Origin of the sequence: Paenibacillus sp. 453mf (assembly GCF_900116105.1) — a bacterium.
Lineage (GTDB): Bacteria > Bacillota > Bacilli > Paenibacillales > Paenibacillaceae > Paenibacillus > Paenibacillus provencensis.
Genome location: NZ_FPAC01000007.1, coordinates 1 through 15,958 on the forward strand (window position 1 = coordinate 1; position 15,958 = coordinate 15,958).

Annotated in this window: 15 protein-coding genes and 2 tRNA genes; 4 read left to right on the forward strand and 13 right to left on the reverse strand. The window is 47.1% G+C overall.

The genetic code is table 11. The features are described 5' to 3' along the window. From tig to BM415_RS20750, 4 genes are all read right to left on the reverse strand, one after another. On the reverse strand, positions 1-1,081 hold a 1,081-nt coding region (gene tig, locus BM415_RS20735; RefSeq protein WP_091160996.1), incomplete at its 3' end, for a trigger factor. A gap of 129 nt (positions 1,082-1,210) precedes the next feature. Next, positions 1,211-2,143 (reverse strand): hypothetical protein, encoded by a 933-nt coding sequence (locus tag BM415_RS20740; protein ID WP_091160998.1) that lies wholly within the window; start codon positions 2,141-2,143, stop codon positions 1,211-1,213. 296 nt (positions 2,144-2,439) lie between these two features. Continuing rightward, positions 2,440-2,513, reverse strand: a tRNA-Arg gene (locus BM415_RS20745). A gap of 324 nt (positions 2,514-2,837) precedes the next feature. Beyond that, a tRNA-Arg gene (locus BM415_RS20750) sits at positions 2,838-2,911 on the reverse strand. Positions 2,912-3,052: 141 nt separating this feature from the next. On the opposite strand from BM415_RS20750, the gene BM415_RS20755 reads away from it, so the two are divergent. Next, positions 3,053-3,346 carry a magnetosome magnetite crystal formation protein family gene (locus BM415_RS20755; protein WP_091161000.1) on the forward strand — a complete coding sequence of 98 codons (294 nt, stop codon included), beginning with the start codon at positions 3,053-3,055 and terminating at the stop codon, positions 3,344-3,346. Between the two features lie 61 nt (positions 3,347-3,407). On the opposite strand, the gene mgtE is transcribed toward BM415_RS20755, so the two are convergent. The 4 genes from mgtE to BM415_RS20770 form a co-directional block, all read right to left on the reverse strand. After that, complete coding sequence (mgtE, locus tag BM415_RS20760) at positions 3,408-4,787, reverse strand: magnesium transporter (RefSeq protein WP_091161001.1); 1,380 nt, start codon at positions 4,785-4,787, stop codon at positions 3,408-3,410. Positions 4,788-5,002: 215 nt separating this feature from the next. After that, a complete protein-coding gene (locus BM415_RS25860; protein ID WP_280142887.1) occupies positions 5,003-5,134 on the reverse strand; it encodes a hypothetical protein in 132 nt (43 codons plus the stop codon). Between the two features lie 123 nt (positions 5,135-5,257). Continuing rightward, the gene (locus tag BM415_RS20765; RefSeq protein ID WP_091161003.1) at positions 5,258-5,608 is read right to left on the reverse strand and encodes a hypothetical protein; all 351 of its coding nucleotides are present in this window, start codon (positions 5,606-5,608) and stop codon (positions 5,258-5,260) included. A 45-nt stretch (positions 5,609-5,653) separates the two neighbouring features. Further along, positions 5,654-5,980, reverse strand: a complete 327-nt coding sequence (locus BM415_RS20770) for a hypothetical protein (RefSeq protein ID WP_091161004.1) — start codon at positions 5,978-5,980, stop codon at positions 5,654-5,656. A gap of 189 nt (positions 5,981-6,169) precedes the next feature. Between BM415_RS20770 and asnB the strand changes: the two genes are divergently transcribed. Next, positions 6,170-8,014, forward strand: coding sequence for an asparagine synthase (glutamine-hydrolyzing) (gene asnB / locus BM415_RS20775; protein ID WP_091161006.1), 1,845 nt, complete (start codon positions 6,170-6,172; stop codon positions 8,012-8,014). A 76-nt stretch (positions 8,015-8,090) separates the two neighbouring features. Here the strand turns inward: asnB and BM415_RS20780 are convergent, their stop codons facing one another. The 3 genes from BM415_RS20780 to BM415_RS20790 form a co-directional block, all read right to left on the reverse strand. Then, the gene (locus BM415_RS20780; RefSeq protein ID WP_091161008.1) at positions 8,091-8,717 is read right to left on the reverse strand and encodes an XTP/dITP diphosphatase; all 627 of its coding nucleotides are present in this window, start codon (positions 8,715-8,717) and stop codon (positions 8,091-8,093) included. An 8-nt stretch (positions 8,718-8,725) separates the two neighbouring features. Next, the gene (gene rph / locus BM415_RS20785) at positions 8,726-9,481 is read right to left on the reverse strand and encodes a ribonuclease PH (RefSeq protein ID WP_091161009.1); all 756 of its coding nucleotides are present in this window, start codon (positions 9,479-9,481) and stop codon (positions 8,726-8,728) included. A gap of 92 nt (positions 9,482-9,573) precedes the next feature. After that, the gene (locus BM415_RS20790; RefSeq protein WP_091161011.1) at positions 9,574-10,629 is read right to left on the reverse strand and encodes a GerMN domain-containing protein; all 1,056 of its coding nucleotides are present in this window, start codon (positions 10,627-10,629) and stop codon (positions 9,574-9,576) included. Positions 10,630-10,925: 296 nt separating this feature from the next. Between BM415_RS20790 and BM415_RS20795 the strand changes: the two genes are divergently transcribed. Then, entirely contained in the window at positions 10,926-11,492 is a 567-nt protein-coding gene (locus BM415_RS20795) for a phosphatidylglycerophosphatase A family protein (protein WP_170862582.1), read from the forward strand. 125 nt (positions 11,493-11,617) lie between these two features. Here the strand turns inward: BM415_RS20795 and BM415_RS20800 are convergent, their stop codons facing one another. After that, entirely contained in the window at positions 11,618-12,610 is a 993-nt protein-coding gene (locus BM415_RS20800; RefSeq protein WP_091161014.1) for an MBL fold metallo-hydrolase, read from the reverse strand. Between the two features lie 136 nt (positions 12,611-12,746). On the opposite strand from BM415_RS20800, the gene BM415_RS20805 reads away from it, so the two are divergent. Next, a complete protein-coding gene (locus tag BM415_RS20805; protein WP_091161016.1) occupies positions 12,747-13,625 on the forward strand; it encodes a DUF72 domain-containing protein in 879 nt (292 codons plus the stop codon). A gap of 98 nt (positions 13,626-13,723) precedes the next feature. Here BM415_RS20805 and BM415_RS20810 read toward each other — a convergent pair whose 3' ends face one another. After that, positions 13,724-15,946 (reverse strand): glycoside hydrolase family 88/105 protein, encoded by a 2,223-nt coding sequence (locus tag BM415_RS20810; protein ID WP_091161017.1) that lies wholly within the window; start codon positions 15,944-15,946, stop codon positions 13,724-13,726. Between the last annotated feature and the right edge of the window lie 12 nt (positions 15,947-15,958).

Consider the following 15,958-nt stretch of genomic DNA (forward strand, 5'->3'; position numbering starts at 1 on the left):
CCAGGTTGTTGCGTACGCGTTTTTCAGCATCGCCCTTCATTTGGTTTTGAAGATCTGCTTCTGTTTGACCGGAGAAGCTCATGAACATTTCAAGGTTCATGCCTTGTTGACGAAGGCGGTTGTCAAAGTCACGCATCATGTTGCGTACTTCGGTGTTAACCATTCCTTGTGGAATTTCAACTTCTGCGTTAGCAGCCGCTTTCTCAACAACAACATTCTCTTGGTTTGCTTTTGCTTCTTCTGCTTTGCGCTCAGACAGCTGCTTCGTAAGATCTTCTTTGTACTCAGCAAGAGTATCGAATTCACTTACGTCTTTAGCAAACTCATCGTCGATTGCAGGAAGCACTTTGCGTTTGATTTCGTGTACTTTCACTTTGAAGATGGCTTTCTTGCCAGCAAGCTCTGCTGCATGATATTCCTCAGGGAATGTCACTTCAACATCCTTGTTGTCGCCAGTTGAAAGACCGATGACTTGTTCTTCAAAGCCAGGGATAAATGTGTTGGAACCCAGTTCCAGGGAGTGACGCTCTGCTTGTCCACCATCGAACAATTCCCCATCAACAGAACCTTCATAATCGATTACAGCGATATCGCCGGACTCCGCTGTACCTTCTTCGATGACTACCAGCTCAGCATGACGTTGTTGCAGACGCTCAAGCTCAGCAGTCAGTTCTTCTTCGGAAACTTCTGTGTTCGCCTTAGGAACTTCAAGTCCTTTGTACTCGCCAAGTTTAGCTTCAGGTTTAACAACAACTTTTGCTTTGAATTTGAAAGTTTCACCTTTAGCGAATTGATCGATGTCCACTTCTGGTTGTTCAACAGGGAAGATTTCTGTTTGGTCAACAGCTTCCGTGTAAACTTCAGGAAGAAGGATATCAATTGCGTCTTGGTACAGGCTCTCAACGCCGAAACGAGCTTCGAAGATCGAGCGAGGCACTTTACCTTTACGGAATCCAGGTACATTTATTTGTCTAACGACTTTATTAAAAGCCTTGTCGAGAGCAGCAGTTACACGATCTGCGTCTACTTCAACTTCAAGAACCCCAAGGTTCTTCTCTATTTTTTCCCAAGTTGCTTTCATTTATGCTTTCCCCTCCAAATTTCACATGTTCACCATGTCAAGCGCGTACAAAATAACCATTTTAGTATAAACAACATTAAATGCAATTTCAAGGGTAAACCCTTGTAGCCGTCAAAAGGAAGTTTTCGACTATTTCACATCCAATCCGCCGGATACAAATCGTTTAATCGATCGGTACGCCTGCTCGAACCTAAATCTAACTTCACTCGTGATCTCATAAACCCTTCTGATCTCTTCCTCGTCCAGTGATCCACCCAGACTCTCAGCGACTGCTGCATGGAGCGCTGCAGCCCATATATCGAGTGTCGAATCATCACCTTCAAGCATAGAACGGTAGTCGCTCGTGCCATATACAGCCATGACATATTGAGACCAGAGTTCCTGAGCAAAATAAAATAAGGTGGGTTCATGTACTTCCGTCTGATCGGCCACCAGCTCGAGCACACGAATGATAGGAAACGGAAATTCATCCGGCCTCAATGGAATAGATTCCACTTCAACCTCCACTTTTTCCGACCCTCGTGTTAGAGAGACGGTTGCCTGCGATCCTCTTTTTCGCAATGTCTGCAGCACTCGAAATTGAAGCAGCGGATGCAGCTTACGCTGCTGAAGCCATTCGCACAAAGACTGATCAATACCCGGAGTTTCGATATAGGCTAGCTGATCCAATGCCAGCATCGTCTGCTCACTCAGCGGTTCTTCCATTACCGTTCTTAGCAGCTTATCTGCATATGCTCCATCTTCCGCCATTTTATTTCTGGCATTTTGACGAGCAAAATCCTCTTCGCTCTCTTCCAAATCTTCGTCACTTCGTCTGTCTTCTCTTTGATCACGATCTATATATTGAGGGAAAGCTGCGCGCAGCCAGTCCAGCAATGCTTCCCATTCTTCATGATTCCGTTTCTCCTGCCCTTCGCATTGAAGCAGGAACTCAAGCAAACTCATCGCTTCCGTATAGCGCTCATTCTCTAGCATTACGGTAAGCTGAATCTGATAGTAATCCAGCGTCTTCGGGAAGAGAACAATATTTTTCTCTTTGGTTTGGGAGTTCGTATCGCTCATTATGACTGCCTCCTCTCTATCCGGTTTAACGACAACTATAAATCGACTTGTTGATTATATAGAAACTACATATCCGTGTATAGCTCTAATATATTAACATAACCGAATCCAGCCTAAAAAAAACATCTTTTTGCTTAATTCATTGGGATTAGGCATATATAGCATCAAAAAATACAGTCTTTCGGCTGACTACGATGCCGATGCTATAGATGCTTATGCTTCGAAGAACCCCCATCTTAGGTTCCCATCCCCTTGGACGCAAAAAAAGACATCCTCACGGATGTCTCTCTTATGTACGTCCCAGGAGGGATTCGAACCCCCGACCGACGGCTTAGAAGGCCGTTGCTCTATCCTGCTGAGCTACTGGGACAAATTCAAGCGCGAAATATATCGTATCATATATATGTAATGATAGCAAGCGGTATTTGTAAGATTTTATTTAGGTGCCTTTGTGGCTGACTTCGATGTCGATGCAATCGATGTGAATGCTTCCGAACCCCCAGTTGGGGATCTCATTCCTACGTACGTAAAAAAGACACCTTTACAGATGTCTTCAACCGTCCCATTCGGGGTACAGCCGTGCGGCTGACTGCGATGCCCATGCTATCGATGTGAATGCTTCCGAACCCCCAGTTGGGGTTCTCATTCCATGGACGAAAAAGAGAAACATCCTCACGGATGTCTCTCTTATATACGTCCCAGGAGGGATTCGAACCCCCGACCGACGGCTTAGAAGGCCGTTGCTCTATCCTGCTGAGCTACTGGGACAAGTTATGTACTTATTTTCACAGTGCGATATTTATTATATCGTATAATCTGTAATTGTCAAAGTATTTTTTATGTATCATCACATGCTGTGAAGGGTAATATGATTTAAATATTAGGAAATTTCAAAAGGAGCGTTATTTCATGAGACAGCTGTTATCTTCCCTTAGTTATTTCAGTATCTTTTTTGCACCCTTCCTGTTTCCATTAATCGTATGGATAGTGGCCAAAGACGATTACATAACCAAACATGCGAGACGCGCATTATTCTCACATGTATTCCCTTTCGTTGCAGCTATTCCACTGATATATTTTCTGTTCACCGCAGACCATCCTGCTTCGATCATAGGATACATCATTGTGTTTTTTGTCATCTATTTCGGTACGTTTATTTACAACATCTATCAAGGCATTAAATCATTAAGAGAAACAGCTTGAAAACTACAAGCAATACAGATCAAAAACCAGCCTCTCAGGCTGGTTTCTATTTTATATACACCTACACCAGATATGAAATAAATAATGTCGCCGTACCAAAATATACAGTCAACGAGAACAAATCATTCAGTGTCGTAATAAGGGGGCCGGAGGCAACAGCCGGATCTATCTTCAGTTTATGCAGAAGAACAGGAATAATGGTTCCAGCCATCGTACCAATAACAATGGTTAGGATAAGAGAAAAACCGATAACTGCACCCAAAGCAAAGCTGCTCTGCCAAATTCCTGCAACAAGTGCTACGCTTATTCCACAAACAGCTCCAATCGTTAACCCTACTCTGAGCTCTCTCCATAATAAACGTAATATGGCCCCTCCGTTCATTTTGTTCTGTGGTGTCAAACCTCGGATCACGACCGCGAGCGATTGCGTCCCCGTATTCCCGGTCATTCCCGCGATCATCGGCATGAAGAAAGTTAATGCCACCACTTGGCTGAGCGTCCCCTGAAATATACTTATAATGCTTCCGGACAACAACCCAAGGAATAACAGCATGATAAGCCACGGAAGCCTTCTTTTGGCCGCCGTCAAGAAATGAGTGTTAAAATCGATCGTTTTGTCTGTACCCGCCAGTTTGTTAATGTCCTCATCCGCTTCCTCCCGCAAGACGTCCAGCACATCGTCAAACGTTACAACTCCAATTAATTTGCCTGCTGTATTTTCGACCGGGATAGATACAAGATCGTATTGTTCAAATAAGTGCGCAACCGCCTCCTGGTCCATATCCGCTGATACCTTGACCACGTTTTCCCTCATCAAATGCTCGATAAGCTCTGTATCCGATGCAAGCACGAGATCTCTATAGGTGGTGAGGCCTATGACTTCTTTATTTTCATTTAATACATACAGATCCTGCACATCATTCGTCAGGTCTGCAAAATGCTTCACCTTTTCGACTGCTTCACGAACCGTGTACTTGGCATAGAACCACACATAACGGTTAGTCATGATACCGCCGGCTGTCTCCGGTCCATAGTTCATAAGCTCCCTTACGGTCTCCCGCTCTGAAGCTTCCATGATTGAGAGCATGTACTCTCTAACTTCATCTGTCATCTCGCCCATCAAGTCGGCCAAATCGTCATTATCCATACGATTCAGCACCTGAGCTGCGCGATCCTTGCTCAGAATATACAGGGCTTCAATTTCTACTCTTGGTTCGAGCTCACTCAGCATGTCAGCCAAAAGCTCCGTATCCAGCGCATCCATAAATCGAGGTCGGTAAGCTTCATTTAGCGTTAAATAGATCGTGGCCAAGTCATATGCTTCCCACTCTTCAAATTCATCGTGCATCTGCTCGATGCTGCCACGCCTGACAGCATCCTCTATGCTGAGAGTTAAATGATGCAGATCCTGTTCTCTGCTCCGCATTTCGATGTCGTGCATATATTTCACCTTCAATCTGTAATTAATCTGGTGTGAAGTATCCTTTCCTATAGCGTTTACCCTGCTGATAGGTCATAAAATCATGTTCGAACATTTAAATGATATGTATTCATTGAATTACTCTCAATTAGCTGTACATCAAGCTCTTATTGTTCATAATAGACAGCCTCCATCCTTTCATCACTGAAAGAATGGAGGCCTATGCGTAGCCCGAGTTAGTTGCTGCTTCCTAAACGTGCTCTGTTCAGTTGCCGCTGGTGATTTTTGTTCTTCCCAAGTACTTCACTAGCAAATTCATTTGCCAAACCGTGACGGTATTTCTTCGTTACCTTGTACTTTGAAGTCATTGTGTTCACCTCCCCGGGATACTTGAGTATTATGTGTAATAAATGTGCCGACTATTTCCCCATACGCAAAAAAAGCCTGCAAAGAATTTGAGTCAACAAATTCATTTGCAGCCCAGTATAAGCTTATCTTTGCAATTTACTTAAAATGTCATGGTTCATCGACCCGTAATTCAGCAAGGACTGGAGAAATTGTCCCTTCTCCTGCTCGGCCGTCACAAGCTGGCTGTTCTCAAATGCAACAGCTGTCGCATCCTCAAACGCCACATTTTGATTATCGTTGTACCAATCCAGAGTCAAATCGTGATGATTGCGCACCACTCTGTGCAGATCCAGGCCTGTTCCATTCGCATTCTGCGCGACATATACAAGCAATGAAGGATCACCCGCCTGTCCCGGTTCCACTGCTACCTCTACACACGGTACTCCATTTAATTCAATGGTATTTGTAATTTTGGCATTTTGAATCACATACATGAGCCCATCTCCTGTTCTTATGTTAGGTTAATCGCATTACCTTCATCAGTTCCCGTTGATACTGTGACGTATAACCCCATATTGCGCCAAGTGACTGCGAGTTTCTCTCGTACCCAGCTGATAAATTTCGTTATACACATTTTGAAGTGCTTCCTCATATAACGAGTTGACGGAGGCCTCTTCGGTATCGGGCCACGGGAAAATATAGCCTGGAAATGCCTCTTCTTCTTTTTCCTGCATCAAACTAAGCAGCCCTCTTAAATAATCTGCTTGTTCAGGCGTCGCCTCAATAACCCACTCGTACGATGCTGCCTGCTGGTCATCAAGAACAGAACGTCCGCCAACAGAAACGAAATACAGGCTTCTGGTCAAATTCATCGCTCCTAACACTAATATGTTCGCCACTTCTAGTTTCGGATGTGGACAGACATTTTATGCCTATTTTCGGCATATATTTGCTAGTACTGCTCGTGAAGAAAAAAGGGGATGAGGCATGACCGCTCTCCACACGCTGTTAAATGAGCCTCTTTAGAAGTTATGTAAAAGAAAGGATGAACAGTCATGTGCGGTATAACAGGATTTATACAATGGAATCGTGATCTTACCCAAGAATCAGAACTGCTTGTCCGCATGACGGAAAGCATGTCAAATCGCGGACCCGATGCAGGTGGAACCTGGATCTCGAATCCTTGTGCCTTCGGCCATCGCAGACTGAGCGTCATGGACCCGGAGAATGGGGCACAGCCCATGTTCATGAATTATGGAGATACGAAATATACCATTGTTTATAATGGAGAGCTGTATAATGCACCTGAACTCAAAAAAGAGCTGGAGAACCGCGGACATCACTTCAAAACCAATTGTGACACCGAGGTGCTGCTTGCCAGCTATGCGGAGTGGGGACCAGAATGTGTTGAACGTTTCAATGGAATATTTGCCTTTGTCATATGGGATAGCGGGCGCGAACATATATTCATGGCCAGAGACCGGCTGGGAGTAAAGCCTCTATTCTACAGTGATCAAGGAGATTTGCTCGTGTTCGGCTCTGAACCCAAGGCACTGCTGCTGCATCCAGCGGTCGAAGCCGTCGTCGGACCCGAAGGTTTGGCTGAAGTATTCATTATTGGACCGGCAAGAACACCAGGTCACGGAGTATACTCCTCGATGAAGGAGCTTCGTGCCGGGCATGCTGCCACTTTTAGCAGAAACGGATTTCGCTCTTATGCCTATTGGAAGCTCGTCAGCCAGCCCCATGAAGACGATGTGGACGCTACGGCAGCACAGGTAAGAAGTCTGCTCATTGATACACTTGAACGGCAGCTTGCTTCGGATGTGCCGCTTGGCTCGTTACTGTCCGGGGGATTGGATTCCAGCGCCCTGTCTGCCTTGGCCGTAGCATATTACAAAAGAAACGGGCAAGGGAATATTGACACCTTCTCTGTCGATTATGTCGATAACGACAAGCACTTTAAAGCCCATTCCTTCCAGCCAAATTCGGATGCCCCTTATATCCAGCGAATGGTTGCTGAGCTTAAGACGAATCATCATTTTATGGAGTTTGATACGGCGGAAGTCGTGGAAGCCTTGAACGCATCTACGCTCGCTCGAGATTTGCCGGGGATGACAGATGTTGATTCCTCGCTTTATTTGTTTTGCCGGGAAATAAAAAAGAAGGCTACCGTTGCCATTTCAGGAGAAGCCGCAGACGAAGTATTCGGTGGATATCCATGGTTTCATCGCGATGAAATGCTGAATTCAGGTACTTTTCCATGGGCTGTCGCCCCGAAGATGAGAGCCAGTCTATTGTCCCCGGATATCGCTGAATGGACGCGCCCGCTTGAATATTTGAATGACCGCTATTCGGATGCGGTGGCGGAGACTCCTCTTCTTGCTGGAGAGACGGGTAAAGCAGCACAGATGCGCGTCATGTCTTATCTTAATATTACCCGGTTCATGCCAACACTGCTTGACCGTAAGGACCGGATGAGTATGGGTGTAGGGCTGGAGGTTCGGGTTCCGTATTGCGATCACAGGCTTGTGGAATACGTATTTAACATCCCTTGGGAGATTAAAATAACTGGCAATCGGGAAAAAGGTATTCTGCGCAAGGCACTAGAAGGTATCCTGCCTGATGACGTGCTCTACCGCAAAAAAAGTCCTTATCCCAAAACGCATAACCCCGCTTATCTGGAAAGTGTTCGGCAGCAATTGCTCGATGTGCTGGATGATCCCGCATCTCCAGTACTTCCTCTGCTGGATGTGAAGAAAATCAAGGATATGGCAGCCTCTAAGGAAGCTTCCTCCAACAACCCTTGGTTTGGCCAGCTGATGTCCGGACCTCAGTTATTTGCTTACCTGACTCAAGTAAACAACTGGTTAAAGACTTATAAAGTAACGATTCGTTAACCCTCGAACGTAAGAGCAAGCATAAAGAAGACCTGCTAATGGACCGCAGGTCTTCTTTAATATTCCTTAAATATTGTTATCCGCCAAGCTTGGACATCAAATCTCGTAGTGCCGCACCGCGATGGCTGATCGCTTGCTTCTGATCCATGCTGAGCTCGGCCATCGTCTTCTCATAGCTTGGAAGATAGAAGAGCGGATCATAGCCGAACCCGCCGCAGCCGGCAGTCTCTGAAGTAATGAAACCCTCAACTGTACCATAGGCTTCCAGCTTCTCTTCCGTTGCCGGATCATACAGCACGAGTGAACAGACAAACCGGGCCGGGCTTAGGAGCGGCTGCTCTGTATCCTCTCCCAGCTTGCGTGATTCAAGCTCACTTAGCAGCTTCTCATTGTTCTCCCCGTCCGCAGCACCTTCGCCAGCATAACGCGCCGAATATACACCGGGAGCGCCATCCAGAAGATCAACACATAATCCGGAATCATCGGCGAGAACCGGCAGGCCAAGGGCATCGCCTACGGTTTTCGCTTTTTTCCAAGCATTCTCAGCAAAAGTCGTGCCATCCTCCACCACATCAGGTACGTTAGGGTAATCGTACATACTCTTTACCTCTTTGCCTATCCGGGCAAAAGCATGTGCAAACTCACGTACTTTTCCTTTGTTTTTTGTGGCGACGATAATGACTGGGCTGTCCAAATTGTTCATGTTGTCGATTAAGCCTCCCCAATCTTACGCGAGCCTATCTTAAGTGCAATCGGTCCCAGCACTTCCTTCTGCTTCTCGATCATCTGAAGAATACCATGCTCGCCAAGGCTAAGCAGTTCGTCCAGCTCCTTGCGGCTGAATGGTCTGTCTTCCCCCGTTCCTTGCAGCTCAACGAATTCTCCGCTTCCTGTCATGACAATATTCATGTCCACTTTGGCTTTGGAGTCTTCTTCATAATTAAGGTCAAGGAGTGCCTTGTCCTGAACAACACCGACACTGACAGAAGCCAGAAAATCAGCGATAGGGAACACCGGCAGCCGGTGCTGCTGTGCTATTTTGTCAATCGCTATCGCCATTGCGACAAATGAACCGGTAATTGAGGTTGTACGGGTTCCTCCATCTGCCTGAATGACATCGCAGTCCAAAGTAATCGTACGCTCTCCAAGCGCATGCAGGTCAACGACGGATCTTAATGCGCGTCCAATGAGGCGCTGAATCTCCATCGTACGTCCACTTAGTTTACCGCGAGCTGCCTCGCGTTGATTCCGAGTCTGTGTTGCTCTAGGAAGCATGGAGTACTCGGCAGTTACCCAGCCCTTGCCTTGTCCTTTCATGAAATGGGGCACCTTCTCGTCTACTGTTGCTGTACATATGACTTTGGTATCTCCTACTTCTATGAATACGGAGCCTTCCGCAAATTTGTTGGTACCCACTGTCATTGTGATCGGTCGCAGCTGTTCGCTGGTACGTCCGTTAGATCTCATGATATTGCCTCCTACGTCTTAAGCGTCCTGTATTAGTCCTTATCATTCTACCAAAATGCTTTTGTAAAAGCACCCTTTACAGATGCAATGCCTTAGATACCAATCTCATTAATATATTCCGGTTTCGCCACAGGCTCGCCATAGTTCTGTTCATCAGTACCTATCACCGTCTGCTGATCATTAAACGTAATTTGCACCTTCGTATCAGCGATGCCTGAATTATCCGCCACCGTTAGAACAACAGATTGAAGCAGCTCCGTCGGGATCGGATCGCCTTCTGCAAACATCTCGTCTTTCAGCGCTACCGAAACTGTGCCATCCTCGCCGGTGACTACCGACTCCAGCAATGTTGCCGTGGTCAGCACCATCTCGAGTCCTTCACTCTCAGGTCCTTTGATCAGTTCCGACAATGCGGACTCCACACGATTCGTGCTTGGCTCAACCAGTCTCGTGACCGGTACATAATACTGTTCTCCTGCAGGGGATTCATCGGAGAAGTATACTGTTACCGGGCTGGAATTTGTGCTCAAATGATTACCCAGATCCAGATTGATGCCTATTCCCCGGGTGAGCGATTGAGCAATCGGCGTCCCATTCACCGGCATTTCATTCAGTTTTTTGCCATCTACCCATAGCTGTACGTTCTGAATATCCGGATTTCCGGTAAGCGTCCAGGTCACGGCCTCCATAATTTGACGCTCTTCCTCTGGAGTGTATTCAGTGAATTTTGAATTGAATTCAACAACGGCCAGCTTCTCCTCCGGAGTAACCGTCACATCCATCACTTCCGTTCCTTGTGGCAGCACTCCCGTAAAACCTTCAGGCATGTATCCCGAATAAGCACCGCCTAAGACGAGTGCTGCAAGTGAGGATTCCACAAAAGTAAGATCAGGGAGAGCCGGAAGTGACATTGAAACAGGAGCGAGAAGTCCATTCTGATCTTTCAGATATACTGTCATCTGTTCCGTCTTAACCATCTCTCCGTTGCCTTCTGCAGCCTGAATCATGGCGGATTCAAGAATAGGCGGGGGAGCATCAACACTTTCGGATGTCTGAGAAGAGAAGATACTGCATCCGGTGAGCAGCACAGGAACGGTGAGCAGCCCTGCTGCAGATATCATTTTTACCTTGCGATGGAAACGGCTCATGTGATAAGTCCTCCTAACAATTTTGTACAGTTTGTACTACTATGTATACGAGCTCTAACAGAAAAAAATAACTAGCAGTAAAATGAATTCATATTTATTAAGTGAATAGTTTTTATCGCACGCAGGGAATATGGGTCACCCATTTTGTTCATAGTCCTCTGGAATCAAAAAGTCAAAAATCGGTTAAATAATTTAACATTCACGGTTTGTATTCGGAACAGTCGGAGAAACTGAAACTGCGGGTTTGAGATTTTGCTTATAAGGTCTTACTAATTGACATGAAGAGGAGCGGTTTGATACCAATGGAGAAAATTCCTTACAGCCTGAACAGCCGAAAAGTAGCCGAGGCCACCTGGGAGTGGCTCGAAAAAAGAGGAGTTAAAACTTCGGAAATTGCAGAGCTGGTTATGCTGCTGCAGAAGGACTATTATCCGGATCTAACGATGGAGGAATGCGTACATAATGTGGAGCAGGTGCTCAGTAAACGCGAGGTCCAGAATGCGGTCCTTACCGGCATTCAGCTTGACCTGTTAGCCGAGGAGGGCAAGCTTATTCAGCCTCTGCAGGATATGATCCGATACGATGAAGGCTTATACGGGGTCGATGAGATTCTGGCTTTCTCTATCGTCAATGTATATGGAAGCATCGGCTTTACGAATTATGGATATGTGGACAAATCGAAGCCTGGAGTTCTCGTGCGTCTGAACGATAAATCGGATCAGCATATTCACACTTTCCTAGATGACATTGTCGGTGCAGTCGCTGCAGCGGCCAGCAGCCGGATCGCCCATCGCAAACAGGCTGAGCGCGAAGCTGAGCTTGGAGATGAGCCTGTAAAGGATGCTGCCGAAGAGGAATTGTAAAAAGAGCACACGGAAGCTATATGAACAAAAAGGTACCGTTCATCTCGTGAACGGTACCTTTTTGTTGACGTGTACATTCCGAATGAATTAGAAGAATCCTATTCAAGTGAATCCGGAGTACGCGCTTAGCTTCGAGTAAATTTCATCATCTTTTCTTCTGACTCTGACAGCTCCATTACAGCCCTGCCCAGCCGTACCAACTCATCCAAATGCGCCAGTGTCTCTGCCATAGCAAATCGCATTTGATGAATACCGAATTTCGTCCCGAACAGCTTCACACATACCTCAAAAGCCGTCTTGCTCCCCTCCTGCAGCATCCCTTCAATCTCATCAAGACGTTCCTCATGATGCTTCAGCAGTCCCTGAATCCTACTCTCAAAACCAGTGAAAGGGTGTCGATGTCCCGCAAAGGCTCTGTTCACCTGAAGTCCAGACAGCTGATGCAATCCCTCTATAAAAATACGCAAAGGCTGTTCATCACTCCCCGGCAGCAGACTTACATTCGGTGAGATTTGGGGAAGAACTGCGTCTCCACACAGGATGACTCCTGTGCTCTCTTCATAAAAAGACAGATGACCCGGGGCATGTCCACCTGTTTCAATAACAGAGAAGTGCCTTCCAGCCATTTCAAATCGGTTATCTTCTATATAACTAACACTTGGCGCAGGCAGCACCTCGCTATCAAAGCTCTCTAGATGAGGTCTCAGCTGCTGCGCCCACTCCTCTGTCATGCCATGTGTTCTAAAAAAATCAGGCAGCCGGTCGTTGATATCAGCAGCTTCTCCCCACATATACTGTGCTTCTGCATGTGCCCTCTTAGACATCCATACGCTTGCACCACTCCGCTCCTGCATCCAGCCCGAAAGACCATAGTGATCAGGATGATGGTGAGTCAGTACAATTTGTTTAATATCGGATTCCGGACGAATTGAGAGCTCGGACCAAACCTTGTCCCACTCCGCTTCTGTTACAGGGGAACGCGGCCCCGGATCAACTACCGTAATTCCGTCATCGCCTCGAATTATGTAGCTGTTCACCCACCTAAGCGGGAATGACATCGTGATCTTGACCTGTATAATTCCTTCTTGTTCGTGATGTGTCCATTCCGGCAGTTTCATGAATGGCCTCCTTCCTAATGGCGTCATTCTAAAGGATACTCCATAATCGACCTGTTTGAACATGGTTGAAATCATGATTTATAATGACTTAATACAGATTAATAATGAGTACACCCTTAATTAAGGAGGGATTCCGATGATTAACATTGGTCTGACCGGCTGGGGAGACCATGACGACTTATATTTGCCCGGTACGAAACCGAAGGGCAAGCTGATCGAATACAGTACCCATTTTCCCGTTGTAGAAGTCGACAGCTCCTTCTATGCGGTTCAGCCGGCGGAGAGAATGGCAAGATGGGCAGAGGAAACACCCGACGATTTCTCCTTCATTGTCAAAGCATATCAAGGCATGACCGGCCACCTGCGCGGTAAACCGTATTTTCCCGATACGGACAGCATGTATGCCGCTTTTCTGGAGTCTCTCGCGCCCATGATCGAGAAAGGTAAGATGAAAGCGGTATTGTTCCAGTTCCCTCCATGGTTCGATTGTACTCGAGAGAACGTGGGTACGCTTCGCAGTATCAAGCAGCGCATGCAGCATATTCCTTGCGCACTTGAATTCAGACACCGCAGCTGGTTTGAAGGTGAGATAATGCATAGAACGCTTGCCTTTATGAAAAAGGAAGGCTGGATCCACAGCATCTGCGACGAGCCCAATGCAGGGCAGGGTTCCATCCCGATCATACTGAGCGCTACAGATGCAGATCTCAGCATCGTTCGGTTCCATGGGCGGAACGCTTCTGGCTGGCATCAGAGCGGGGCCCCTAATTGGCGAGAGGTAAGATATCTCTACCGATACAATGAGGAGGAGCTCTCTGAATGGAAGAAACGACTGGATCAACTAACAGAGCAAAGCCAGGAGATCTGCGTTGTCTTCAATAACAACTCCGGCGGAGATGCCGCTGCAAATGCTAAGCAATTGATGACGATGCTCGGTATGGCACCGCAGCCGCTGGCTTCTGAAGTTATGCGGAAGAAGCAGGACGAAGAGCCGGAGCAGCTGGAGTTATTTTGATCGGGGCGTGGCTGGTTTATCGAATACAATGCAAATAAAGCCTTTCTTCCGTTACGAAGAGAAGGCTTTTTTGTATGCACAATAGTGTCTTAGTTCACTTAGTGATGGCCTGATACCGCAAAAGCATCTGTATCTGCACTCTCCCTAAGGGCCACCTGCATTCTTAATACTTCCACCCCTGCGAGCAGCACAATGCCGATTCCGTGAGTATCATTCAGGTTCCATCCGAGATCATCCTTGTAGTATGAAGCGGTAAAGGAATATCCTGACCCTCTGCAGACCCCATATATATTCCCTTTGCAGTCAATAGCGATCCGGGTGAGACCTTCCCAGCCCCTTAACACGGAATCCACATACTTGCCCGTATCCTCCAGCCAGCCAAAACGCACGCCTTTGGCATAAGCGTATATAAACATCGAAGTGCAGGAGCTCTCTTCATAGCTGTCCGGGCGATTCAGTACCTGATGCCATAGGCCGTTCTCTCCTTGCAGCGCAAGGTATCCTTCACATAAATCACGGTAGAAGCCAAGCAGCTCAGGTCGCTTCTCATGCGTATCCGGCAGCATCGTCAGCAGCTCTGTCAGTGAAAACAGCACCCAGCCATTGCCTCTTCCCCATGGAATGCCTGTTGCGCTTCCTCTGACAAAATCATACACATGCGACATGATCTTTTGTTCTGGAATATAGAGATATTGCTTGAACAGCAGAAACTGCTGGATTGCATCCTCCAGATAAGTGCTGTCACCGGTCAGTTTCGCATAACGAGTCAGAAACGGAGTGCTCATATAAAGATCATCACACCACATCGTCTCCTGTCTCATCTCTGCCGCTCCTCTTCTTCGGAAAAAAGCTCCGTCTGGAAGACGCTCCTGATCTTCCCTCATGTACTTGGCAATCCGATCCGCAGTGTCCCTGCCGCCCGGAATAGAAGCCTGCTCCATTGCAAACAGCATCGTTGCTCCAAAGGATCCGCAGTCATCCAGACTATCTATAGCGGACAGCTGATTGTTAATTCCTGCTGCCCCATAAGTCTCTCTGTCCCATAATCCATACTTATCAAAGGATGTGCTGAGCGAAATATGCTCCACAGCATAGCGGACATACGCTTCCTCGCCCAGCTCAGTCCCGGTCTGCATTAAGCCGAGCAGTGTCACACCCAGTGGATAATTCCATTTTCCGTAATGTGTGCTCTCCAGATAAGGTCTAATGACTGTATTCGGAAGATCAATCCGATAGTATACACCTCTAGAATCGTCTCCATGGATTCGGTGGACTTCTTGAACGGTGCTCAGCTGCGGTTCGTTAGAAGGATCGAAAGGCCCTAAATACAGCCATGAATCCTGGCTGCCTGCCACCGAATAAGGCGAATTCCAGCTTACCCCGCTGTTACGTCCGAAGTCCTTGAGCTCGAATCCCCACCTTGCAGCCGCTTCCTCTGTATTGGTTCCTTTTGCGATTAGCTGATGGGCTCCGAATATCCGTGGAAGCCTCAGATCAATCTCACCAGAAGTACTTGAAGCATAGACTTCTTCACCATCGACATACAGCGATAGTGCTCCATCATGACGCCCCTTAATCCGAACCGGCTTGCCCTCCGGTTGTTTGACGTAGAAGGTGCTCCATGCATAAGCCGTCTGCGATTGCTCCAGCCCGTAAATTCTGCCAAACACCCCCTGATCGCGCTCCTCCTTCGTCCAGCTTTGGCGAGGATACCAGATGAGATCCGTGTCCTTCTCCTTCATTCCAAGTCTAGGGAGCTCCTGCTCTGGATTCGTAAAAACCTCCGAGTACAGCCATCCCTCCTGATTGTCTCGATCAGCGCTCGGATTAATGAAGTGCAGCGGGAAATTTTTAAAGGATCCCGTACCAAACACACCGCCAAAGCCGACATCGGTCTTCACGAACTGGAGCACAATATCATTCCAGCCATACTGAACCGGAACTGCAAGCGGCCAGCGTCTGTCGGGAAACAGCTCCTGATGAAGATCGGATTTGAAGAACTGCTCCCCATTCACGTATATCGTTACCGGGCTATAGCAGCTCAGGTTCATATTCAGCTTGGTTTCATTCGGATTCTGACTCCACAGCTTCCCCCAAATAAAGGCATAGCTTCCTGACGGTGCATCCGGCAGACGTTCATTCAAATTCATCTCATATCTGTAATCAGGCAGGCGGCGAAAGCCTGCTTCATTATACGCCCTGAACAAGAAGGACTGCTTCGGATTATCACCGATATAGCGCTGCGCAATGGTGGACAACACATCCTCTATAGCATCGTGAGTGCGACTTGCAATGGACTCATTTTCGTGAAAATAACGCATCTTATCCGCTCC